Origin of the sequence: Actinomadura sp. WMMB 499, assembly GCF_008824145.1 — a bacterium.
Lineage (GTDB): Bacteria > Actinomycetota > Actinomycetes > Streptosporangiales > Streptosporangiaceae > Spirillospora.
This window is the reverse complement of the sequence record NZ_CP044407.1, coordinates 426,121-447,548: the sequence shown is the minus strand read 5'-3', so window position 1 is coordinate 447,548 and position 21,428 is coordinate 426,121. Positions and strand designations below refer to the sequence as shown.

At 75.2% G+C, this 21,428-nt stretch carries 22 protein-coding genes; 9 read left to right on the top strand and 13 right to left on the bottom strand.

The features are described 5' to 3' along the window. Nucleotides 1–10: 10 nt before the first annotated feature. The 4 genes from F7P10_RS02110 (at nt 11) to F7P10_RS02095 (ending at nt 5,033) form a co-directional block, all read left to right on the top strand. A complete protein-coding gene (locus F7P10_RS02110; RefSeq protein ID WP_151007822.1) occupies nt 11–1,690 on the top strand; it encodes an OPT/YSL family transporter in 1,680 nt (559 codons plus the stop codon). Nucleotides 1,691–1,697: 7 nt separating this feature from the next. Further along, on the top strand, nt 1,698–2,789 hold the full coding sequence (locus F7P10_RS02105; RefSeq protein WP_151007821.1) for a hypothetical protein: 1,092 nt from the start codon (nt 1,698–1,700) through the stop codon (nt 2,787–2,789). Then, complete coding sequence (locus F7P10_RS02100; protein ID WP_151007820.1) at nt 2,789–4,078, top strand: alpha/beta fold hydrolase; 1,290 nt, start codon at nt 2,789–2,791, stop codon at nt 4,076–4,078. Before F7P10_RS02105 ends, F7P10_RS02100 begins: the two co-directional genes overlap by 1 nt. A 148-nt stretch (nt 4,079–4,226) precedes the next feature. Next, nucleotides 4,227–5,033, top strand: a complete 807-nt coding sequence (locus F7P10_RS02095) for a mycofactocin-coupled SDR family oxidoreductase (protein ID WP_151007819.1) — start codon at nt 4,227–4,229, stop codon at nt 5,031–5,033. On the opposite strand, the gene mftF is transcribed toward F7P10_RS02095, so the two are convergent. The 6 genes from mftF to mftA all read right to left on the bottom strand — a co-directional run bounded on the left by mftF (nt 5,023) and on the right by mftA (nt 10,117). After that, a complete protein-coding gene (mftF, locus tag F7P10_RS02090; protein ID WP_151007818.1) occupies nt 5,023–6,516 on the bottom strand; it encodes a mycofactocin biosynthesis glycosyltransferase MftF in 1,494 nt (497 codons plus the stop codon). The genes F7P10_RS02095 and mftF overlap by 11 nt on opposite strands. Beyond that, entirely contained in the window at nt 6,513–7,223 is a 711-nt protein-coding gene (mftE, locus tag F7P10_RS02085) for a mycofactocin biosynthesis peptidyl-dipeptidase MftE (protein WP_151007817.1), read from the bottom strand. The genes mftF and mftE overlap by 4 nt, the downstream gene beginning before the upstream one ends. Nucleotide 7,224: 1 nt before the next feature. Further along, on the bottom strand, nt 7,225–8,409 hold the full coding sequence (gene mftD, locus F7P10_RS02080; protein ID WP_151007816.1) for a pre-mycofactocin synthase MftD: 1,185 nt from the start codon (nt 8,407–8,409) through the stop codon (nt 7,225–7,227). 68 nt (nt 8,410–8,477) lie between these two features. Beyond that, nucleotides 8,478–9,728 (bottom strand): mycofactocin radical SAM maturase, encoded by a 1,251-nt coding sequence (mftC, locus tag F7P10_RS02075; protein WP_151007815.1) that lies wholly within the window; start codon nt 9,726–9,728, stop codon nt 8,478–8,480. Next, nucleotides 9,725–10,000 carry a mycofactocin biosynthesis chaperone MftB gene (gene mftB / locus F7P10_RS02070; protein ID WP_151007814.1) on the bottom strand — a complete coding sequence of 92 codons (276 nt, stop codon included), beginning with the start codon at nt 9,998–10,000 and terminating at the stop codon, nt 9,725–9,727. The genes mftC and mftB overlap by 4 nt, the downstream gene beginning before the upstream one ends. Before the next feature lie 3 nt (nt 10,001–10,003). Next, nucleotides 10,004–10,117 carry a mycofactocin precursor MftA gene (gene mftA, locus F7P10_RS02065; RefSeq protein WP_151007813.1) on the bottom strand — a complete coding sequence of 38 codons (114 nt, stop codon included), beginning with the start codon at nt 10,115–10,117 and terminating at the stop codon, nt 10,004–10,006. A gap of 129 nt (nt 10,118–10,246) precedes the next feature. Between mftA and mftG the strand changes: the two genes are divergently transcribed. Continuing rightward, nucleotides 10,247–11,758 (top strand): mycofactocin system GMC family oxidoreductase MftG, encoded by a 1,512-nt coding sequence (gene mftG / locus F7P10_RS02060; RefSeq protein ID WP_151007812.1) that lies wholly within the window; start codon nt 10,247–10,249, stop codon nt 11,756–11,758. Between the two features lie 6 nt (nt 11,759–11,764). Here mftG and mftR read toward each other — a convergent pair whose 3' ends face one another. The 4 genes from mftR to F7P10_RS02040 all read right to left on the bottom strand — a co-directional run bounded on the left by mftR (nt 11,765) and on the right by F7P10_RS02040 (nt 14,741). Beyond that, nucleotides 11,765–12,340: a mycofactocin system transcriptional regulator gene (gene mftR / locus F7P10_RS02055; RefSeq protein WP_254716360.1), complete on the bottom strand. Its 576-nt coding sequence runs from the start codon at nt 12,338–12,340 to the stop codon at nt 11,765–11,767. Nucleotides 12,341–12,437: 97 nt separating this feature from the next. Next, complete coding sequence (locus F7P10_RS02050; protein ID WP_151007810.1) at nt 12,438–13,859, bottom strand: aldehyde dehydrogenase; 1,422 nt, start codon at nt 13,857–13,859, stop codon at nt 12,438–12,440. Nucleotides 13,860–13,917: 58 nt separating this feature from the next. Next, complete coding sequence (gene crcB, locus F7P10_RS02045; RefSeq protein WP_151007809.1) at nt 13,918–14,292, bottom strand: fluoride efflux transporter CrcB; 375 nt, start codon at nt 14,290–14,292, stop codon at nt 13,918–13,920. Continuing rightward, nucleotides 14,289–14,741 carry a CrcB family protein gene (locus F7P10_RS02040; protein ID WP_218040331.1) on the bottom strand — a complete coding sequence of 151 codons (453 nt, stop codon included), beginning with the start codon at nt 14,739–14,741 and terminating at the stop codon, nt 14,289–14,291. Before F7P10_RS02040 ends, crcB begins: the two co-directional genes overlap by 4 nt. Before the next feature lie 344 nt (nt 14,742–15,085). Here F7P10_RS02040 and F7P10_RS02035 point away from each other — a divergent pair, with 344 nt between their 5' ends. Then, nucleotides 15,086–16,354, top strand: coding sequence for a molybdopterin-dependent oxidoreductase (locus tag F7P10_RS02035; RefSeq protein ID WP_254716359.1), 1,269 nt, complete (start codon nt 15,086–15,088; stop codon nt 16,352–16,354). A gap of 1 nt (nt 16,355) precedes the next feature. After that, nucleotides 16,356–16,910: a hypothetical protein gene (locus F7P10_RS02030; RefSeq protein WP_218040330.1), complete on the top strand. Its 555-nt coding sequence runs from the start codon at nt 16,356–16,358 to the stop codon at nt 16,908–16,910. On the opposite strand, the gene F7P10_RS02025 is transcribed toward F7P10_RS02030, so the two are convergent. Genes F7P10_RS02025 through F7P10_RS02015 form a run of 3 tightly spaced genes read right to left on the bottom strand, consistent with a single transcriptional unit; the run spans nt 16,838 to nt 19,672 of the window. Beyond that, nucleotides 16,838–17,989 carry an FAD-binding oxidoreductase gene (locus F7P10_RS02025; protein WP_151007806.1) on the bottom strand — a complete coding sequence of 384 codons (1,152 nt, stop codon included), beginning with the start codon at nt 17,987–17,989 and terminating at the stop codon, nt 16,838–16,840. The two genes, F7P10_RS02030 and F7P10_RS02025, sit on opposite strands and share 73 nt — an antisense overlap. 56 nt (nt 17,990–18,045) lie before the next feature. After that, complete coding sequence (locus F7P10_RS02020; RefSeq protein ID WP_151007805.1) at nt 18,046–18,879, bottom strand: SDR family oxidoreductase; 834 nt, start codon at nt 18,877–18,879, stop codon at nt 18,046–18,048. A 49-nt stretch (nt 18,880–18,928) separates the two neighbouring features. Continuing rightward, nucleotides 18,929–19,672, bottom strand: coding sequence for an SDR family NAD(P)-dependent oxidoreductase (locus F7P10_RS02015; RefSeq protein WP_151007804.1), 744 nt, complete (start codon nt 19,670–19,672; stop codon nt 18,929–18,931). Between the two features lie 84 nt (nt 19,673–19,756). On the opposite strand from F7P10_RS02015, the gene F7P10_RS02010 reads away from it, so the two are divergent. Continuing rightward, nucleotides 19,757–20,914: an SDR family NAD(P)-dependent oxidoreductase gene (locus F7P10_RS02010; RefSeq protein WP_151007803.1), complete on the top strand. Its 1,158-nt coding sequence runs from the start codon at nt 19,757–19,759 to the stop codon at nt 20,912–20,914. 5 nt (nt 20,915–20,919) lie between these two features. Next, complete coding sequence (locus F7P10_RS02005; RefSeq protein ID WP_151007802.1) at nt 20,920–21,399, top strand: nitroreductase family deazaflavin-dependent oxidoreductase; 480 nt, start codon at nt 20,920–20,922, stop codon at nt 21,397–21,399. Nucleotides 21,400–21,428: the final 29 nt, after the last annotated feature.

The window sequence follows — 21,428 nt, the reverse complement described above, 5'->3', positions numbered from 1 at the left end:
GGAAGAGCCTGTGACCATCCCATCGTTGAAGGGGGCGGCCCTGCGCGGGCCGGAATCGCACCCCCGCGCGTACGAGCCGGTCGTCCTGATCCTCACCATCGCCCTGTCGGTGCTCGGCGCGCTCATCGGCCTGCACCTGGTGACGACGCTCGGCATCTCGGCCAACACCTCGGTCATCGGTGCGCTGATCGCGATGCTGGTGGGCCGGGTCCCGGCCCGCAAGCTGCGCGAGATGCGGTCGGTGCACCGGCAGAACCTGGTGCAGAGCGCCATCTCCGGCGCCACGTTCGCCGCCGCGAACTCGCTGCTGGTGCCGATCGGCGTCCCGTTCGTCCTGGGCCGCCCCGACCTGGTCTGGCCGATGCTGCTGGGCGCCGGGATCGGGCTGTTCGTCGACTCCCTGGTGCTGTACCGGGTGTTCGACTCCAAGCTGTTCCCGGCCCGCTCCACGTGGCCGCCCGGCGTCGCCGCGGCGGAGACGATCGTGGCCGGGGACGAGGGCGGCCGCAAGGCCGTCGTGCTCGGCATCGGCGGCCTGGTCGGCTTCCTCGGCTCGTTCGTCAAGATCGCCGGGAACGCGCTGCCGGTCTCGGCGGCGGGCGTCGCGCTGATCGGCAACATCTGGGCGTTGGGCATGTTCGGCGTCGGGCTGGGCGTGAACCAGTACGGCCAGGAGTGGTTCGACGTCGACCTCAACGAGATGTACATCCCGCACGGCTTCATGGTCGGCGCCGGGCTCGTCGCCCTGATCCAGGCGGTCGTGCTGCTCGCGCGCCGACAGCAGGAGAAGGCCGAGGATGAGCGGGCCGAGCGCGAGGAGCGGGACGGCCGCACGGCCGTGGGCGCGCAGACCGCCGAGGCCATGCGGCCCACCGTGGACGAGAACGGGCTGCGGCGGGCGCTCGCCCACGGGTACGTCCTGTTCGTCTTCGGGGCGCTCGTCGTGGCGCTGACCGGCGGGATCCTCGGCGACCTGTCGGTGATCGAGCTGATCGGCTGGTGCCTGCTCGCGGGCTTCGCCGCACTGGTGCACCAGCTGATCGTCGGCCTGGCCGCGATGCACTCGGGCTGGTTCCCGGCGTTCGCGGTCACGCTGATCTTCATGGTGCTGGGCCTGGTGATCGGGATCCCGACGGTGCCGCTGGCGCTGTTCGTCGCCTACATCTCCGCGACCGGTCCCGCGTTCGCCGACATGGGCTACGACCTGAAGGCGGGCTGGATCCTGCGGCAGGGCGGCACCCCGTACCGGCTCGTCGAGCGGGCCGGGCGCAAGCAGCAGTACATCGCGCAGCTCGTCGGCTTCGCCGTCGCGCTCGCCGTGGTCGCGGTGACCTGGAAGTCCTACTTCGAGGGCGGCGAGATCCCGCCGGTGTCGAAGGTCTACGCCGACACCGTCGCGGGCGGCCTCACCGACACCTCCACGCTCACCAACATCCTGATCTGGGCGGTGCCCGGCGCGCTCATCCAGTTCATCGGCGGGCCGGAACGGCAGATGGGCGTGCTGCTGGCGACCGGACTGCTGATCCTCACCCCGTACGCCTGCTGGTTCGTGCTCGGCGCGCTGGCCTTCAGGATCATCTGGGCCCGGGTGCGCGGACCCGAGGCCGCGAGCGGCGAGCTGAACCTGATCGGTTCGGGACTGATCGCCGGAGGCTCGCTCACCGATGTCAGCCGCGTAGTGAAGGGATAAGGACGAAGTGGAAGTCACCAGCCGGATCGAGTCCCGGCCCGAGTACCTCTCGTACGAGGCCGCGCTCGGCGCCCGCAAGCTCGTCGAGGAGATCATGCTCGTCAAGCCGGGCGAGGACGTCGTGATCACCGCGGACAGCTCCACCGACTCCCGGGTCGTGGACGTCACCGCGCAGGCGGTCGCGGCGGCCGGGGCGACGCCGACGGTCGTGTGGTACCCGACCCGGCCGTCCTCGGCGATGGAGCCGCCCGGCCCGGTCGCGGGCGCGGTCGCCCGTTCGCAGGTGTGGATCGAGTACGCGCTCGCGTACATCATGCACTCGGACGCGTTCCGCGCGGCGATGGCGCAGGGCACCCGCTACGCGAACCTGACCGGCATGGACGTCCAGATGCTCGTCGACACCGTGGCGCGGGTGGACTTCCAGGGGACGATCGACCTCGGCAAGGCGCTCGTCCGGCTGCTGGAGAAGGCCGACGAGGTGCGCATCACCACCCCTGCGGGCACCGACCTGCGCGCCCGCAACGGCGGCCGGCCGATCAACCTGCGGGGCAAGCCCGCCGAGAAGCCAGGCGAGACCGTCATGCTGGCCGGGCAGATCTCCTGGAACCCTCTGGAGGAGACCCAGGAGGGCGTGCTGGTGTTCGACGGCGCCGTCTGGCCGCCGAACGACCTGGGCCTGATCCGCTCCCCGATCCGGATGGAGGTCAGCGAGGGCACCGTCACCTCGATCGAGGGCGAGGGCACCGACGCGACGGTCTTCCGCCGCTGGATGGAGGACCAGGTGAAGTCCGCCGACGACCCCGAGGTCGGCCGCAACATGTACCGGGTCGCGCACTGGTCGCTCGGGTTCAACCCCGGCGTCACGCAGCCCACCGGCCGGATCGTCGAGGACGAGCGCATCTTCGGCTGCGTCGAGCTGGGCCTCGGCACGAAGGGCGCCTGGATCGGCGGCGACCCGTTCCTCGCCCCCGCGCACACCGACGGCAGCCTGCTCAACCCGTCCATCTACCTGGACGGCGAGGCGATCGAGATCGAGGGCCGCTACGTGCACCCCGAGCTGGTCGAGATCTGCCACCGGCTCGGGATCCCGGGCTACTGATGATCGCTGGAACGTTCCGGCAGCGGGGCCTGGTCTGCACCGACCACGTCATCGAGGTCCCGCTCGACCACGACCGTCCGGACGGCCCGCGCATCGAGGTGTACGCGCGCGAGGTCGTCACCGCCGCGAAGGCCGACGCCGACCTGCCCCGGCTGCTGTTCCTGCAGGGCGGCCCCGGCGGCAAGGCGGTGCGGCCCGCGTCCGGGAGCGGGTTCGTCGGGCGCGCCCTGGACGACCACCGCGTCGTGCTGCTCGACCAGCGCGGCACCGGCCGGTCCACGCCCGCGAACCGGCGGACCCTCGCCCGCCTCGGCGGCCCGGCCGAGCAGGCCGCGTACCTCGCGCACTTCCGCGCCGACGCGATCGTCCGGGACGCCGAGGCGCTCCGCCGCGAGATCGGCGGCGGGCGGCCGTGGACGACGCTCGGGCAGAGCTACGGCGGGTTCATCACGATGGCGTACCTGTCGCTGGCGCCCGAAGGGCTGCGGCGCTCGTTCGTCACCGGCGGCCTGCCGACGCTCACCGGGACGGCCGACGACGTCTACGGGCTCACGTTCGACCGGACGCTGGAGAAGAACGAGGAGTACTTCGCCCGCCACCCCGGCGACCGCGACCTGTGCGCCCGCATCGTCGGGCATCTCCGGGAACGCGACGTCCGGATGCCCACGGGCGAGCGGCTGTCGCCGCGCCGCTTCCAGGGCCTCGGCCTCGGGCTCGGCACCCGCGCCGGCTTCGACACGCTGCACTTCCTCCTCGAGGAGGCGTTCGTCGAGGGCCCGGACGGCCCCGAACTCTCGGACACGTTCCTCGCGGGCGTGCACGACGCGACCAGCCTCGCCGCCCGGCCGCTCTACGCGCTGTTCCAGGAGCCGATCTACGCGCAGGGCGGGGCGACGAACTGGGCCGCCGAGCGCGTCTACCGGGGGCGTCCGGAGTTCGACCTGGAGGGCGGCGCCCCGTTCGCCTTCACGGGCGAGACGTACTACCCGTTCAACTTCGAGGAGGATCCGGCGCTCGTGCCGCTGCGCGACACCGCGCACCTGCTGGCCGCGAAGGACGACTGGCCCCGCCTGTACGACCCGGGCCGGCTCGCCCGCAACGAGGTGCCCGTCTACGCGGCGGTCTACCACGACGACATGTTCGTCCCGCGCGAGTTCTCCCTGGAGACGGCGCGCGCGGTGCGCGGGCTGCGGCCGTGGATCACCAACGAGTACGAGCACGACGGGCTGAAGGAGAGCACCGCCGTCCTCGACCGCCTCCTCGCCATGGCGGAGGAGGACGGCGCCTAGCGGGACACGTCGCGTCCCGGGGAGGCCGCGGGCCCGCGGCCTCCCCTTCGCCGCCTCCGTGCGGCGAAACGCAGGTCGGGAGGGTCATTGCTCTTTTTGGCACTGAGTGCCATCATGAGCGGACCCGCTGCCGACACGGAGGTTTCCCATGGGACGTTTGACGGGCAAGGTCGCTTTCATCACCGGTGCCGCGCGCGGGCAGGGCCGGGCCGAGGCCGTGCGGCTCGCCGCCGAGGGCGCCGACGTCATCGCGATCGACCTCGCCGACTCGGCCAGCTCGTACGTCCGCTACGAGCCCGCGACGCGGGCCGAGCTGGACGAGACCGTCAAGCTCGTCGAGCAGCAGGGCCGCCGGATCGTCGCCCGCAAGGCCGACGTCCGCGACCTGCCCGCGCTGGAGGCGGCCGTCCGGGACGGCGTCGCCGAGCTGGGCCGGCTGGACATCGTGGTCGCCAACGCGGGGATCGTGAACTACGGCCGGACCTGGGAGCTGACCGAGGAGCAGTGGCAGGACCTCATCGACGTCAACCTCACCGGCGTGTGGAAGACGGTCAAGGCCACCGTGCCCACGCTCATCGAGCAGGGGCAGGGCGGCTCGGTCATCATCACCAGCTCGGTGGCGGGCTCGAAGGGGCTGCCGTTCCTCGCCCACTACGCCAGCTCCAAGCACGGTGTCGTCGGGCTGGCCAAGGTGCTCGCGAACGAGCTGGGCGAGCACGACATCCGCGTCAACACCGTCCACCCGCACGGCGTCGCCACCGGCATGACCGACGACTCGATGGGGGACCACCTCGCCACGTCGCCGACCCTCGCGCCGCTCTACATGCCCGCGCTGCCCTACCAGATGGTCCAGCCCGAGGACGTCGCGAACCTGGTCGCGTTCCTGGCGTCCGACGAGGGCAAGTACATCACCGGTTCCCAGCTGAACGTCGACATGGGAGCGATCAACCGCTGATCCGGAGCGCGGAGCGGAGGCGCTTCCCGGCGGCTCTCGCCCGTCCGGCCGCGCGCGTGGCCGAGAGCCCGTCCGGCAGCCGGACGTCCGGGCGGAGCGGAGCGGACGAGCGCGCCCGCACCGACGCCGCCGTGACGCCCGACCCGTAGGCGACGTCCTCGGCGAGCCGCAGCGCGGTGTACCGGACGGGGTCGACGTCGGGGCGCTCGCGCAGCCACTCGAGCGCGATGGGCGCGAGCATGGCCAGGGCCGCCGCGCGGGCGGTGCGGCGGCGCGGCGCCGCGGCCAGGACGAGGAGACCGGCGGGCCACCACTCGCGGCGCAGCGCGTGCCCGAGGGCGGCGGCGTCGGCGAGCACGCCCTTCCCGACGATCGCGGCGGCCAGGCTCCAGTCGGCGGGCAGCCGCGCCAGCCGCCGGGCCAGCAGCGCGGCGGCGGCCGCCCCGCAGGCGGCGGCGAGCCCGGGACGGCCCCGCGCGAGCAGGCCCAGGACGGCGAGGTTCCACAGCGACGGGCGCGCCGGTGCGAGCCTGCCCGGGTGGCGCCGCGCCAGGTCGGCGGCGGACGTACCGTACTCGTGCCGCCGCCGCGCCCACTCCACCGGGTCCAGCCGCGCCGTGTGCGCGACCCGTGCCGCCGGTTCGTACCGGACGTTCCAGCCTCGGTCGCCCAGCCGCCAGACGAAGTCGACGTCCTCGCCGAGCCGCAGCTCCTCGTCGAAGGCGGGATCGGTCACCGCCGCGACCCGCACCAGCAGCGTCGCCGTCGGCACGAAGCCGAGCCGGCCGCCCGGACGGACGAGCGCGGGCCGGACGCCCATGTCCAGCGCCGACCGCGCCGTCTCGTAGCGGGCGAGCAGCCGCGGGTCGCCGGGGTCGGGACGGACGCGCGGGGCGACGGCCGCGACGCGCGGATCGTCGAAGTGCGGCACGAGGACGTCCAGCCAGCCGGGGTCGGGGCGGCAGTCGGAGTCGACGAGCGCGGCGATCGGGGTCTCCACCAGCCGCAGGCCCGTGTTCCGGGCGGCGGCCGGGCCGCGGTTGACCGGGTGCCGCACCAGCCGGGCGCCGGCGGCGGCGGCCGCGCGGCGCAGCGGTCCGGGGTCGGGCGAGGCGTCGTCCACGACGATCACCGGCATCCCCTCGACGGCCGCGAGGCAGCGCGCGAGCTCGTCCGGCCGCCCGTACGCGGGGATCACCACGGTCACCCCGTGCGGCCCGGGGCGCGGGGAGGGGACGGGCCGGGCCAGCCCGTGGTCGAGCAGCAGCCGGGCCACCGCGCGGCCGGTGGGCGAGGAGGCGGCCAGACCGCCGCCGCCCGCGCGGGCCAGCGCCGCCAGGTGCGGGCGGGCGGCGTCGGCGAGCCGCACCACCTTCCACGGGGCGCCGCCGGTCGCCACCCGGCCGCCCGACCACAGCGACGTCCCCTCGTCCAGCGCGATCGGGAAACCGGGCGGAAGCGGGAACCGGGACGAGGCGCTCATGTCGCCGCCCCGGGACCGAGGAGCCGCCCGCGCGCGTCCGCCCGCCCGGTGCGGATCCGCCGGGCGGCCGCGGCCGCCATCGCGTCCACCAGCTCGCGCCCGCGTCCGGCCGACGCGCCGGCCGGGTCGCCGAGGACGCCCGTCGGCGACACGGCCCGGACGCCCCGGGCGACCAGCTCGGGCATCAGCTCGGCGAGCGGCCGGGTGTCGCCCGCGACCGCGCGCGACGCCCGCACCAGCTCGGGGGCCAGGTACAGCATGATCGACGTCTCGGTGAACCCGGCGTGCGCGTCGGCGCCCGGGACGCCGCAGCCGACCCACCCGGCGTCGTGCCCCTCGGCGCGCATCCGCCCGGCGGCGGCGTCGAGCGCCCCGGCGTTGCCGCCGTGCCCGTTGACGAACACGACCCGGCCCGCCCACGGCGCGAGGGACCGCACGGTCTCGACGAGGACGAGCTCCAGCGCGTCCCGTCCGATCGACATCGTGCCCGGGAACCCGGCGTGCTCGCCGCTGGCCCCGTACGCGAGGGCGGGCGCGACGAGCACGGGGCCGTCCAGGGCGGCCGCGGCGCGCTCCGCGACGGCCGCGGCGATCACGGTGTCGGTGGACAGCGGCAGGTGGGGTCCGTGCTGCTCGGTCGACCCGACCGGCACCAGCACCGAGGCCGCCCCGACCTCGGGCCAGGCGGCGCCGGCCAGGTCCCGCACGTCAGTCCTCCCCGCCGCCCAGCGTCAGCGCGAACCCGGGCGGGACCGCCAGGTCGGCCGGGGACAGCTCACCGACGGAGGAGTGCCCGAGGCCCAGCACCGCCGAGTCGAGGCCGCCGCGCATGATGTCGAGGACGTTCTCCACCCCGGCCTGCCCGTTCGCCGCCAGGCCCCACAGGTAGGCGCGGCCGATCAGCACGGCCCGGGCGCCGAGCGCGAGCGCCTTGGCGACGTCGCCGCCGCGCCGCACCCCGCCGTCCAGCAGCACCTCGATCTGGTCGCCGACGGCCTCGGCGACCGACGGCAGCACGCGGATCGTCGCGGGCGTCGTGTCGAGGTTGTTGCCGCCGTGGTTGGACACCGACAGGGCGGTGACCCCGGCGTCGACCGCCCGCTTGGCGTCGTCCACGCGGGTGACGCCCTTGAGCATGAACGGGCCGCCCCACTCCTTGCGCAGCCAGGCGACGTCCTCCCAGGTGGGCGGCGGCGTTTGCATCCACTCGCCGTACGCGCCGAAGAAGGTCGGGGCGGGGCCGTCCGGCGGCTGGAGATTGGGGGTCGTGAGGTCGGGGAGCCGCTTGGTCCGGGCGAACCGCCACAGCCAGCCCGGGTGGGGCAGGACGCCCGGCGCCAGCTTCGCCATCGTCTTCAGGTCGACCTTCTCCGGGATCATGGGGCTGCCCCAGTCCCGGCCGTTGGAGAACGACCAGTCGAGCGTGGCGATCAGCGCCTTCGCCCCGGCGCGCCGCGCGCGGTCCATGCGCCGCACCATCGCGTCCCGGTCGCCGCTCCAGTACATCTGGAAGAAGACGTTCGGGTTGGCCTCGGCGACCTCCTCGACGGGCTTGCTCGCGAACGAGCTGAGCCCCATGATCACGCCCCGGTTCGCGGCGGCCCGCGCCACCGCGACCTCACCGTCGGGGTGCACGGCCTGCACGCCGGTGGGGGAGATGACGACCGGCATGGACGTCTCCACGCCCATGACGGTCGTGGACAGGTCGCGCTCCGCGTGGTGGCCCGCGACGTGGGGCGCGAAGCCGAGGTCGCCGAACGCCTTGCAGTTGTCGCCGACCGTCCGGCCGCGCTCCGAGCCCGCGACCAGCGCCCCGTACACCATGTGCGGCAGCCGCCTCTTGGCCCGGCGCTGCGCCTCGGCCACGGTCTCGAACCACGGGTTCTGGAACATGTCGTCTTCCTCTTATCGGGTGGGCGCGTCGGGTGGGCGCGTCCGGTGGACGCGTGGGGTGGTCCGGGTCAGGTGATCCGCAGCCCGGCGAGGGGGTTCTCCTCGCAGGCGCTCACCGGCGGACGGTCCATGTCGGTGCGGCGCCCGAGCTGCACGAGGACCGGTTCCCGGCGGCGGCGCGGCGCGGTGCGGTGCGAGTGGTCGCCGGACGGCTTGGGGATGCCCGAGCGGTCCTCGGGCCGTCCGGCGAGCAGCTTCTCGCCGTGGCCCTGCACGCACTCGGGGTCGGGCCCGTCCAGCGGCAGCCCGGTGAAGAACTTGGCGGCCATGCAGCCGCCCTTGCAGGTGTCGTAGAAGTCGCACGAGGCGCAGGCGCCGCCCGTCTGGGGTTCCCGCAGGCCCTGGAACAGGTCCGACTCGCGCCAGACCCGGGCGAAGCCCCCGGTCTCGCGGACGTTCCCCGCGAGGAACTCGTCGTGGATGGCGAACGGGCAGGCGTACACGTCCCCGACCGGGTCGATGAGGCACACCACGCGCCCGGCGCCGCACAGGTTCAGGCCCGGCAGCGCCTCGCCGTAGGCCGACAGGTGGAAGAAGGAGTCGCCGGTCAGCACCTGGTCGCCGTGGGCGAGGAGCCAGTCGTACAGCTCGCGCTGCTGCGCCTGCGTCGGGTGCAGCTCGTCCCACACGTCCGCCCCGCGGCCGGACGGGCGCAGCCGCGTCAGCCGGAGCTGCGCGCCGTACTCGTCGGCGATGGCCTTGAAGTCGTCCATCTGCGGGATGTTGTGCCGCGTGCAGACCACCGACAGCTTGAAGTTCTTCATGCCCGCGTCGGACAGGTTCCGCATCGCGCGCAGCGCGGTGTCGTAGGAGCCCGCGCCCCGCACGGCGTCGTTCACCTCGGGCGTCGCGCCGTCCAGCGAGATCTGGACGTCCACGTAGTCGTTGGCCGCGAGCATCCGGGCGACCTCGGGGGTGATCCGGACGCCGTTCGTGGAGAACTTCACGCCGACGTGGTGCGCCGTGGCGTAGTCGAGCAGCTCCCAGAAGTCCGACCGGACCGTGGGTTCCCCGCCGCCGATGTTCACGTAGAAGACCTGCATGGCCTCCAGCTCGTCGATGACGGCCTTGGCCTCGTCCGTCGAGAGCTCGCGCGGGTCGCGCCGTCCCGAACTGGACAGGCAGTGCGCGCACGACAGGTTGCAGGCGTAGGTGAGTTCCCAGGTCAGGCAGATCGGCGCGTCGAGCCCGTGCTCGAACAGGTCGACCAGGCGGGTCGGGCCGGTCTGCGTCGCGCGGCTTGCGGTGTCGGTGGTCACGGCGTCCTTTCCACGAGCATGGACGAGCTGGCGAGCGCGCCGAGCGCCGCGCCGTACCGGGGCAGATCGGACGCGGGCACGTCGGCCGCCGTGCAGGCGTCCCGTGCCGTGGCCGCGTCCCGAAGGCCCCGGACGACCTCCAGCAGCCGCCGGTCCTTGAGGAACGACAGCTTGCGGGTGCCGAAGTGGTAGAGCAGCGCGCCGAAGGGTTCGGGCCGCACCGAGACCTGCGGGTGCAGGTCCCAGGCGCGGTCCAGATCGATCGCCGGCACGGCCTAGTAGACGCCGCACATGCCGTCGATCGAGACCTCCTCGATCAGCGACTCGGCGGCCGCGATCTCCTCGGCCCGCTCGTCGGCGTTCTGGTTCTCGGGGGCGGCGCTGTCCATGGCGTCCTCCTTCGTTCGCGTGCGGCGGCCGGTGCGCGCGGTGACGCACTTCACGGCCGGCGGACTTGGTGGGATACTAAATGCATCGAGTGTCAAAAGAAAGGGGTCGGGCCGGATGGCGGGAGACCGGTGCTGATCGGGCGCCGCCCGGACGTGCTCGTGGTCGGCGCGGGCGGCACCGGCGCGGTGCTCGCGGCTCGGCTGAGCGAGGATCCCGGCCGCAGGGTGCTGGCGCTGGAGGCGGGGCCGGTGCCCGCCGCGTTCCCCGCCGACCTGCTCGACGCCCGCCTCGTCCCGGGCGCGCGGCCGGGGCATCCGGCCGTCCGGACGTTCCCGGCGCGGCTCACGCCCGGCATGCCGTACGAGGCGGCGCGGGGGCGGGTGCTCGGCGGGTCGACGACCGTGAACGGCGGATACTTCGTCCGGGCCCGGCGCGCCGACTTCGACCGCTGGTCGGCGGAGGAGGCCGGCGGCGCCGCCTGGACCTACGAGCGGATGCTGCCGTTCATGCGCGCCCTCGAGAACGACCTCGACCACGGGGCGACCGCGCTGCACGGCGGCCGGGGGCCGGTGCCGGTGCGCCGCGTGGGCCTGGACCACCCGGCCGCGGCCGCGTTCGGCGCCGCCGCGCGCGAGCTGGGGTATCCGGACGATCCCGACAAGAACGCTCAGGAGCCGCCGGGGTTCGGTCCCGTGCCGTCCAACGCGGTCGACGGCCGCCGCGTCAACACCGGCCTCGCGTACCTGCTCGGCGCGGCGGCCGGGCGGCCGAACCTCACGGTGGCGGGGGAGTGCCCGGTGCGGTCGGTGGTCGTCCGGGACGGGCGGGCGGCGGGCGTCGTCGTCGGGGACGGGACGGTCCTGGAGGCGGGGGAGATCGTGCTGTGCGCGGGCGCCCTCTCCACGCCGCACCTGCTGCACCTGTCGGGGATCGGGCCCGCGGCGGACCTCGAGCGCGCCGGGATACCGGTCGTCCTCGACCTGCCCGTGGGCACCGCGCTCAGCGACCACCCGCAGCTCGTCGTGGAGTGGGCGCCCCGGCGGCCGATGGACGGGCCGTCGGGTTCCTGGCTCGGCGGCGTCCTGCACCTGCCGTCGGCGGGCGGCCCGGCGGCGGGCGACCTCGAGATCCTCCAGTCGCTCGTGCCGATGGCGGGGCTGGTCGGCGGGAGGGCGGACGTCCCGGACATGCCGCCGGCCTTCCTCGCGTCGGTGCAGGCGCCCGTGCGGTCCGGGAACCTGCGCACAGTGTCGCCCGACCCGGACGTCCCGCCGCGGATCGACTACGGGTACCTGCGGACCGGAGCCGACCGCCGCCGGATGCGCGAGGCGGTGCGGGCGACGGTCGCGCTCGTGACGTCCGGCGCCTTCGGCGAGGTCTGCGCGGGACCCGTCGAGCCCGTCCCGGTGGACGACGACCGCGTGCTCGACGCGTGGATCCGCGCCCGCCTCGGGACGTCGCAGCACACCTGCGGCACCGTCCCGATGGGCGCCGCCGTCGACGCCCGCGGGAGGGTGCACGGCGTGCGGGGGCTCCGCGTGGCCGACACCTCCATCCTGCCGACCGCGCCGCTGCGCGGGCCCGCCGCGACGGCCGTCCTCATCGGCGAGGCCGTCGCGGACGCCGTCCGCCGGGGGTGAGGGCGCTCAGCGCCCGGGGCCGCCGAGCTCGGCGAACCCGGCCTCCACCCGGCGGAGCGTGTCGTCCAGCAGGTCGGCCAGGGGCGTCCCGTCCGCGGCGGCCAGCCAGTGCTCGTAGGCGGCGACGGCGGCGGCGAGGATCACGCTGCCCGCGAGCCGGGGCGCCAGCGCGGACGCGGGCCGCCCGGTCCGGGCGGCCACGAACTCGGCGACGATCCGCCGCCAGGACGCGTACCGCAGCGTCGCGTCGGCCTGCAGGGTCGGCACCGTCAGGATCAGCTCCATCCGCTGCCGGTGCCACGGCACCTCCTGCGGGTCGAACCGGTTGAACTCCACGACGGCGCGGCGGACGGCGTCCATGATCGGCGTGCTCGGGTCGGCCTCGTCCAGCAGCGTGCGCAGCCGCCGCAACTGCTCGTCGAAGTCGCCCCACACCAGGTCGTTCTTGGACGCGAAGTAGCGGAAGAACGTGCGCCGCCCGATCCCGGCCGCCGCCGCGATGTCGTCCACGGTCGTCTCGTCGAACCCCTGCCGGGCGAACAGCTCGAAGGCCAGCCGCTCCAGCGCGGGCCGCGAGGTCACGCGCGGCCGGCCCATCACCCGCCCGCTTTCACTGAACCTTTCACTGAACGACGTCACGTCCCCAGGTTCCCACGCCGGGGCGGGGCGCGCGGGCGCGTCAGTCCAGCGACAGGCTGATCGCCTTCGTCTGCCCGTACTCGTGCAGGGCCTCGATCCCCTTCTCCCGTCCGTGGCCGCTGTCCTTGAACCCGCCGAACGGGGTCTCGATGGTGAGCGGGCCGCCGTTCACCGACACCTGCCCCGCGTCGATGCGCTCGGCGAGGCGCAGGCCGCGGGCGACGTCCCCGGACCAGACGGCCGCGACGAGCCCGTAGTCGGTGTCGTTCGCCATGGCGAGCGCCTCGTCCTCGCCGGTGAACGGCATCGTGACCAGAACGGGCCCGAACAGCTCCTCGCGCGCGACCGCGGCGTCGGGCGGCACGGCCGCGTACACGGTCGGGCGGATGTAGCGGCCCCGCGCCGCCGGGCCCTCGGTGTAGGCGGCGCCGCCCGTCACCGGCGCCAGCCCGGCGGCGCGGGCCGCGTCGACGTGCCCGAGGACCTTGCCGAACTGGTCCTCGGTGATGATCGGACCGAAGTCGGTGCCCGGTTCGAGCTTCTCGACCGCGGTGACGATCCGGGCGACGACCTCGTCGTGCACGGACGCCTCGATGAGCAGCCGCGCGGTGGCCGAGCACACCTGCCCGGCGTTGGTGGCGACGGCCGCGACGGCGGCGGCGACGGCCCGGTCGAGGTCGGCGTCGGCGAACACCACCAGGGGCGACTTGCCGCCGAGCTCCAGCGTCACCGGGATGAGCCGGTCGGCCGCGACGCCCGCCAGGCGCCGTCCGGTGGCGACCGACCCGGTGAAGGTGATGCGCCGGACGCCCGGATGCGCGGCCAGCGGCGCGCCCGCGCCGGGCCCGGTGCCCGTCACGACGTTGAGCAGGCCGTCCGGCAGGCCCGCCGCGGTGGCGAGCCGTGCCAGGTGCAGCGTCGAGGCCGAGGTGAACTCCGACGGCTTGGCCACGACGGCGTTCCCGGCGGCCAGGGCCGGGGCCAGCGCGCGGCACGCCTGGTTGAGCGGCAGGTTCCACGGGGTGATCGCCGCGATGACCCCGAACGGCTCGAACCGCGTGTAGGTGTGGTGCCGGGCGCCCTGGTCGATCGTCCGGCCGCCGTGTGCGCGCAGCACGCCCGCGTAGTACCGGAAGTAGGCGGCCGACATCTCGGCCTCCATGCGGAGCTGCGCGGGGGTCTTGCCGGTGCACGCCCGTTCCAGCTCCATCAGCGCGCCGGCGTCCGCCTCGATCGCGTCCCCGATCCGGTGCAGCGTTCCGGACCGTTCCGCCCCCGACATGCGCGCCCAATCCGGCTGAGCGCCCGCGGCGGACGCCACCGCCCGTTCGGCGTCGGGCGCCGAACCCGCCGCGATCTCGTCGCCCGGCTCCCGTGTCGCGGGGTCCACGGTGGGCAGGTAGGCGCTGCCCGCCGGCCGCTCGTTCCTGCCGCCTATCCAGTGGTCGTGGCGAACCGGCACGCCGCCCTCCTCGGTGGTATGAACACTCTCCAAAATCAAGAATAGTATTCTCGAGCGCTCAGGCCCAGACCGCCTCGGCCGCCGCGATACCGGCGACGACGGCGGCGAGCCCGGCGACGACGCTCACGACGACGTTCGCGGCGGCGAGCAGCCGCGCGCCCGACTCCGCCAGCCGCACCGTCTCGAACGAGAACGTCGAGTAGGTCGACAGCGCCCCGCACAGCCCGGTCCCGGCGAGCATCTGCACCGGGTGGGACGCCGCGCCGTGCACGACCGCGCCGGTCAGCACGCCGAGCACCAGGCACCCGAGCACGTTGGCGGCGAACGTCCCCCACGGGAAGGCCGACCCGTTCCGGGCCCGCACGGCCCGGTCGGCGAGGTAGCGCAGCGGCGCGCCCGCCATCCCCCCGGCGACGACGAGCAGCCAGCTCACCGGGCCTCCCGGACGGTACGGGCGGCGAGACGGCGGGTCAGGGCCGCGGCGCCCCACGCGGCGGCGACCGCGACGACCGGAGTGGCCGCCAGGTACGCGAGGCCGAGCCGGGCGTGCCCGTCCGCGAGCAGGCCGTGGCCGTCCGCCGCGAAGGCGGAGAACGTCGTGAACCCGCCGAGCACGCCGGTGCCCAGGAAGGGCCGGACCAGCGGATGCGTCGCCCGGACGCGGGCGAGGACGGTCATGAGGACGCCGATCAGGGCGCAGCCGAGCGCGTTGACCGCCAGCGTCGTCCAGGGGAAGGCGGAACCGTGGGCGGGCCAGGCCAGCGAGGCGCCGTGGCGGGCGGCGGCGCCGAGCCCGCCGCCGAGCGAGACCGCCGCGACCACCGCCGCCTCGCGACGGAGGAAGGAGGGGCCGGGACGGGGCGTCCGCGGAGAAGGTGTCATCGGTGCGCGTCTCCCACTCGTGCCGGCCCGGGCGTCCGGGCGCGTTGGCCACAAGCAGGGACCGTTGGCGGCACCGGTGCCGCGGTTCCGCCCGGCGAGCCGGGCACGGCGGGCCCCACCGCCGTGCGAGCCGTCCCGGAACCGGGGGCGCGCGCCGCCCAGCATATCCGGGCGGTGCTTTGCCAAGGCTTGGACGCCGCCCGTTCGTCCATGTCCGGAACGTTCGCACACCGGTTCCTAGCATGACGTCATGATCGTCATGTCCGGCGGCGGGCGGGGGTGCGATGCGTCCGGATGATCCGGATGGCGGGTCGGGTCCGGGGGTCACCCGCTACGGGGCTCCGGTGCGGCTGTGGCGGGCGCTGGAGCGGCGGCGCCCGCCCGGTCTCGGGCGGAGCCGGGCCTGGCGGAGCCCGCTGCGCGGACCGTGGCTGACGTCGGTGTTCGGCGCCGTGCTGCTGGTCGCGCTGCCCGTCGTGATCGTCACCGGGCTGCTGTCGTACGCGGCGTACGCGCCGCGGTTCGGGCAGGCGTTCCCGCCGGACGTCGGGTGGCTGCGGCTGCCGTACTTCGACTGGCCGACGCGTCCGGTGTGGCTGTACCAGGTGACGCAGGGGGTGCACGTCCTGCTGGGGCTGGCGCTCGTGCCCGTGGTCCTCGGCAAGCTGTGGTCGGTCGTCCCGAAACTGTTCGCCTGGCCGCCCGGCCGGTCGATCGCGCAGGTCCTGGAACGGCTGACGCTGCTGCTGCTCGTGGGCGGGATCCTGTTCCAGATCGTGACGGGCGTCCTGAACATCCAGTACACCTACGTCTTCGGGTTCAGCTTCTACGAGGGGCACTACTACGGCGCGTGGGTGTTCATCGGCGCGTTCGTCGCCCACGTCATCCTCAAGTTGCCGCGCATGGTGCGCGCGCTGCGTTCCCGCCCGTTCCGCGACGCGCTGCGCGACGGCCGTCCGGAACCCCCCGACCCGGACGGGCTGGTGCCCGCGGCCCCGCGGCCGGCGACCATGACCCGCCGCGGCGTCCTGGCGCTCGCGGGCGGCGGCGGCCTGCTCATCGCCGTCCTGACGGTGGGGCAGGCCGTCGGCGGCACGGCGGCCCGCCGCCTCGCGCCGCTGGCACCGCGCGGCGGCTACGCGCCGGGGCCCGGCGACTTCCCGGTCAACCGGACGGCGGCCGCCGCGGGGATCACCGCCGCGGACGCCGGGGAACGCTGGCGGCTCGTTCTCACCGGCGCCCGGACTGTGGAACTGGACCGGGCCGCGCTGCTCGCCCTCCCGCAGCACACCGCCGAACTCCCCATCGCGTGCGTCGAGGGATGGTCGACGGTGCAGACGTGGACGGGCGTGCGGCTGCGCGATCTCGCCGCGGCCGCCGGGGTCCCGGAACCGGCGTCGGCGCACGTGCGGTCGCTGGAGCGGTTCGGCGCCTTCAACCAGGCCACCCTGCAGGCCAACCAGGTCGCCGACCCCGACTCGCTGCTCGCCCTGCGGGTCGGCGGCGCCGACCTGACGCTCGACCACGGCCACCCCGCCCGCGTGATCGTCCCCGCCCTGCCCGGCGTCCACAACACCAAGTGGGTGCGCCTCATCGAGTTCCGGGAGCGCTGACGTGCGCGCGGTGCCGGACCGGCTGCGGGGCCTCTACGGGGCCGGCCCGCCGCACGTGCTCGCCCTCGCCGTGTGCTTCGCCCTCGCCGGGTACGCCGCCCTGCGGATCTTCTCGACGACGCCTTGGCCGTTCGTCCTCGCGTGGTTCGCCGGATGCGTCGTCGCCCACGACCTCGTCCTGTTCCCGCTCTACGCGGTCGCCGACAGGGCGCTCACCGGAGCGCTGCGGGCCGGGCGCGCCCGGACGCGCGCCGGACCGCCGCGCGTCTCGCCGCTGAACCACCTCCGGGTCCCGTTCGCCGCGTCCGGGCTGCTGCTCCTGCTGTTCTTCCCGATGATCGCGCAGTGGCGGGAGCGGGACTACACCGCCGCGAGCGGGCGCACCGAGGACCCGTATCTCGGCCGCTGGCTACTAGTCACCGCCGCGCTGTTCGCCGGCAGCGCCGTCCTCTACGCGCTCCGCCTCCGCCGGGCCGGGCGCGATCAGGACGGCCCGGACGGCGGCCCGGACGACGGCCCGGACGACGGCTCGGGCAGCGGGCGGTCCGGGCGGTAGGGCGCCAGCGCGGGGTCGGCGCCCTCGCCCGCGACCTCCCCGGCGACCAGGCCGGCGAGGTACGGGCCGAGCGTGATGCCGCTGTGCGTGACGACCGTGTACAGACCTGGCCGCTGCGGGCCGACCAGCGGGCGGCCGTCCACGGGCAGCGGGCGGACGCAGCGGCGCACCTCGCCGAGGCGGGCGGTGCAGCCCGGGAACAGGGCGCGGGCGCGGTCGAGCAGTTCGGCGGCGCGGGCGTCGAGGTCGGCCTGTGAGGACGCGAGGTCGGTGTCGGCGTCGAGATCGGCGGCCTCCAGCACGAGACCGCCCTCCGGGGTGGGACGCAGGTCGAGACCGGGGGAGTGGACGAGGCCGTTGACCAGCCCGGGGACCCGCGTGGTCGTGGCGGTGAGGCCGGGCGCGGACGAACCGGGCGCCGCGGGATCGACGAGGGGGAGACCGACCCCGGCGGTCGCGAGCAGGGCGGGGCTCCGCCACCCGGCGGCGCAGATCGTCACGTCGGCGTCCAGGTCGTCGCCGGTGGACGTCCGGACGCCGGTGACGCGCTCGCCCCGCACGTTCAGCCGTGTCGCGGCCGCCCCGGCGAGGATCCGCGCCCCGGCGTCGCGGGCGCGGCCGAGCAGCGCGGCGACGGCGGCGGACCCGTGCGCGTGCCCCTCACCGGGGTAGCGGGCGATGACCGCGCCGGGCGGCGGACGCAGCGACGGTTCGGCGTCGCGCAGCCGGGTGGCGGTGATCAGGGTCGCGGGGTAGCCGAGGTCGCGCAGCCGCGCGACCCGGTCGGCGAGGGCGTCCCGGTCGGGTTCGTCGACGGCCCAGGCGGTGTTGCCCGCGAATCGGCACCAGCCCGGATCGCCGAACCCGGCGGCGGTCCGCCGCCAGGCGTCCAGGGCCGCGACGCGGAAGGCGTGGTAGCCGGGGTCGGCGGGGTCGTTGGCGTTGAGCCACGCGTAGCTCGCGGCCGAGGTCCCCGCGCCGGGCCGGTCCCGCTCGACCAGCGTCACCTCGGCCGTGCGGGCGAGACGGTCGGCCAGGGCGGCGCCGATGATCCCGCCGCCGACGATGACGATGCGCATGACCACAGGGTCGCAGGCGGCCCCGGACCCGCCCGGCCGGGGTCGCCCGGGGGCGTTCACCGCGGGTCCTCCGGCGGGACGCCCCGCAGCGCGTCCGCACCGAACATCGGCTCGAAGAACGACGAGTAGTCGGGCCCCCGCCGCAGATGGTGCCCGCCGTCCACGTTCAGCACCTGGCCGGTGATCCAGGACGACTCGGGCCCCGCGAGGAACGCGACCGCTCCGGCGATGTCCTCCGGTTCGCCGACCCGGGACAGCGGCATGCACGACAGGTAGTCGTCCAGGACGGGCCCGGTGTCGGCGATGCCCGCGACGAGCTCGGTGCGGACGATGCCGGGCCGGACGCCGTTCACGCGGATGCCGGCACCGCCCAGTTCGTCCGCCGCCAGCCGCACGAGATGGTCGACGGCCGCCTTGGACACCCCGTACGCGCCGAACCACCGGTGCGTGTTCGACGCCGCGATCGACGAGATCGCGACGATCGAACCGCCCCCGCCGCGCGCCATCGCCCGCGACGCGTGCCGGATCGTGAGCATCGTCCCCGTCGCGTTGAGCTCCAGCGTGGCGCGCCACTGCTCGAGGTCGAGGTCGCCGATGGGCCCGACCGAGCTCGACCCGCCCGCGCTCGCCACGACCGTCCGCAGCGGCCCGCGCTCGCCCGCCGCCCGGACCGCGTTCTCGACCTGCGCGTCGTCGGTGACGTCGGCGACCACGTGCGCGATCTCGAACCCGTCCTTGCCCGCCCGCTCGACGGCGTCGCGCAGCCGCGACTCCGTCCGCCCGCAGATCGTGACGGCCGCGCCCGCCGCGGCCAGCCGCACGGCGCAGCCCAGCCCGATGCCGCTGCCGCCGCCCGTCACCAGCGCCGCCGTCCCGTCCAGGGGTCCCATGTGTCCTCCAGCGTGTCGTGTCAGGGGTGCCGTGCCAGGGGTCGCCGTGTCAGCGGTCGACGGCGGTGGAGCCGCCGTCGACCGTCAGGTGCGTGCCGGTGATGAACGACGCCTCCTCGCTCAGCAGGAACCGGACGGCCGCCGCGACCTCCGCGGGCCGCCCGAGCCGCCCGACCGGCGCCTTCGCCGCGAACTCCGCCCGCATCTCCGGCGGCGCCGCTCCGGTGAGCAGGGGCGTGTCGATGTATCCCGGGCACACCGCGTTCACGCGGACGCCGTCGCCCGCCAGCAGGTGCGCCAGCGACCGCGTCAGCCCGAGCAGCCCCGCCTTCGAGGCGCAGTACGCGGGGATGAACAGCTGGCCGACGAACGCCTCGATCGACGAGATCCCCACGATCGCCGAGCCCTCCTGCGCCCGCAGGTCGTCCAGCATCGCCTGCGCGAGCAGCGCCTGGGCCCGGAGGTTGACGTGCTGGACGGCGTCCCAGCGCTCCTCGTCGAGATCGCCGACCGCGGCCGGGCCCGCGATGCCCGCCGCGTGCACCAGCCCGCCGAGCGGACCGAGCGCCTCCCGCGACGCGTCGAGCGCCGCCGGGAACGCGGCGGTGTCGGTGACGTCGACGACCGCGGAGAACGCGGCCGTCCCGGTGTCCGCGCGGATGTCCCGCGCGACGTCCGCCGCGTCGGCGCGATCCCACAGCGCGACGGGCCTGCCGTGCTCGGCGAGCGCCCGGGCGCACGCGGCACCGATGCCGGAGGCGCCGCCGGTGACGACGACCGCGGTCTGGAGCATGGCACTCCTTATATTGAATACTTGATGCAGTTGAGGTTAGCGTGCTGACCGGTCCGCCGACAGGGGCGGGCGGCGGGAGGTCCGATGCGGGAACTGGACGGCCGGGTCGCGGTGGTGACCGGCGCGGCGAGCGGGATCGGCCGCGCGCTGGCCGTCCGCCTGGCGGCCGAGGGCATGCGCCTGGCCCTGGCGGACGTCGACCCCGACGGCCTCCGCGAAACCGCGACCCTCGCCCGCCGAGCCCGCCCCACGTCCGCCACCGCCCCGGACCGGGATGGCCGTGCGGCCGAGGCGGGTGCGGCCGAGACGGGTGCGGCCGAGGCCGGGCCGGCGGGTGCCGGTGGCTCTTCGGGGCGGGGCGGCCGTGCGGGTGAGGCGGGTGCGGTCGAGGTGGGTGCGTGCGGGGCTGGGCCGACGGGTGCCGATGGCCTTTCGGACCGGGACGGCCGTGCGGCCGGGGCGGGTGCGGGCGCGTCGGGTGCGGGCGAGGCCGGGCCGGCGGGTGCCGGCGCCGATGGTGGCGGGGCGGGCGGGGCCGGTGATGCCCCGGGCCGGGACGGGCCGGAGGTGCTCACGCGGGTCGTGGACGTCGGGGACGAGGCGGCGGTGCTCGGATTCGCCGACCGGGTGTACGCGGAGCTGGGCGCGGTCCATCTGCTCTGCAACAACGCGGGCGTCTACATGGGCGGCAGGATCTGGACCCGGCCCGCCGCCGATTTCGAGTGGACGCTGCGCGTGAACCTGTGGGGCATCCTGCACGGCGTGCGCGCGTTCGTCCCCCGCATGCTGGAGCAGGGCGGCGAGGGACACGTCGTCAACACGTCGTCGGTCGCCGGGCTGTTCGCCGGGCCGGGGGCCGCACCGTACACGGTCTCGAAGTGGGCGGCCTTCGCCGCGTCGCTCAGCCTCGCGCAGGAACTCGCGTTGGAAGGCGCGCGGATCGGGGTGTCGGTGCTGTGTCCCGGGGGAGTCGCGACGCGGATCCACGAGTCCGAGCGGGCGCGTCCGTCCGGACTCGAGAGCCCGCCCGGGGAGGACGCGGCGTTCATGAACGAGGTGATCGCCGCGACGGTGGCGCGCGGGATCGCTCCCGAGGACGTCGCCGCGCGGGTCGTCGACGCGGTGCGCGAGGAGCGCTTCCTCGTGCTGACGCACCCGGAGTACGAGCCGGGCCTCGCCGAGCAGGCGGCGGCCCTCACGGCGGGACGGCTGCCACGCCTGCCCGACTTCGAATGGGAGTGAGAAGGATGTCGCCGAAGAGCCCGCCGAAGGGACTCGATTCGCCGGTCGTCCCGAAGTTCATCAAGGTGGTGTCGCGGCTGCACGTCGAGACGTACCGGGCGACGAACGGCCGCGTCGGCGGCACGTGGCGCGTCGGGTCCGCGCTGCGGCGCGGCGTGCCGATCTGCCTGCTGACCACGCGGGGCCGCAAGACCGGACGGCCGCGCACGCTGCCGCTGCTGTACATGCGCGACGGCGACCGGGTCGTCATCGTCGCGTCGCAGGGCGGCCTGCCGAAGCATCCGATGTGGTACCTCAACCTCCGCGACGACCCGCGGGTCGTCGTGCGGGTGGGCGCGGACGTCCGCCGCATGCGGGCCCGCACCGCCGACGCCGGAGAGCGCGCGGCGCTCTGGCCCCGTCTCGTCGAGGTCTACGCCGACTACGACGACTACCAGTCCTGGACGGACCGGGAGATCCCCGTCGTGATCTGCGAGCCCGCCTGAGGCAGGGCGGCCTGAGGCAGGGCGGGCGC

Coding starts and splice junctions, on each gene's coding strand:
- F7P10_RS02100 (WP_151007820.1), top strand. CDS start 2,789: ATGATCGCTGGAACGTTCCGGCAGCGGGGCCTGGTCTGCACCGACCAC.
- F7P10_RS02095 (WP_151007819.1), top strand. CDS start 4,227: ATGGGACGTTTGACGGGCAAGGTCGCTTTCATCACCGGTGCCGCGCGC.
- mftF (WP_151007818.1), bottom strand. CDS start 6,516: ATGAGCGCCTCGTCCCGGTTCCCGCTTCCGCCCGGTTTCCCGATCGCG.
- mftD (WP_151007816.1), bottom strand. CDS start 8,409: ATGTTCCAGAACCCGTGGTTCGAGACCGTGGCCGAGGCGCAGCGCCGG.
- mftA (WP_151007813.1), bottom strand. CDS start 10,117: ATGGACAGCGCCGCCCCCGAGAACCAGAACGCCGACGAGCGGGCCGAG.
- F7P10_RS02040 (WP_218040331.1), bottom strand. CDS start 14,741: ATGACACCTTCTCCGCGGACGCCCCGTCCCGGCCCCTCCTTCCTCCGT.
- F7P10_RS02025 (WP_151007806.1), bottom strand. CDS start 17,989: ATGCGCATCGTCATCGTCGGCGGCGGGATCATCGGCGCCGCCCTGGCC.
- F7P10_RS02020 (WP_151007805.1), bottom strand. CDS start 18,879: ATGGGACCCCTGGACGGGACGGCGGCGCTGGTGACGGGCGGCGGCAGC.
- F7P10_RS02015 (WP_151007804.1), bottom strand. CDS start 19,672: ATGCTCCAGACCGCGGTCGTCGTCACCGGCGGCGCCTCCGGCATCGGT.
- F7P10_RS02010 (WP_151007803.1), top strand. CDS start 19,757: ATGCGGGAACTGGACGGCCGGGTCGCGGTGGTGACCGGCGCGGCGAGC.
- F7P10_RS02005 (WP_151007802.1), top strand. CDS start 20,920: ATGTCGCCGAAGAGCCCGCCGAAGGGACTCGATTCGCCGGTCGTCCCG.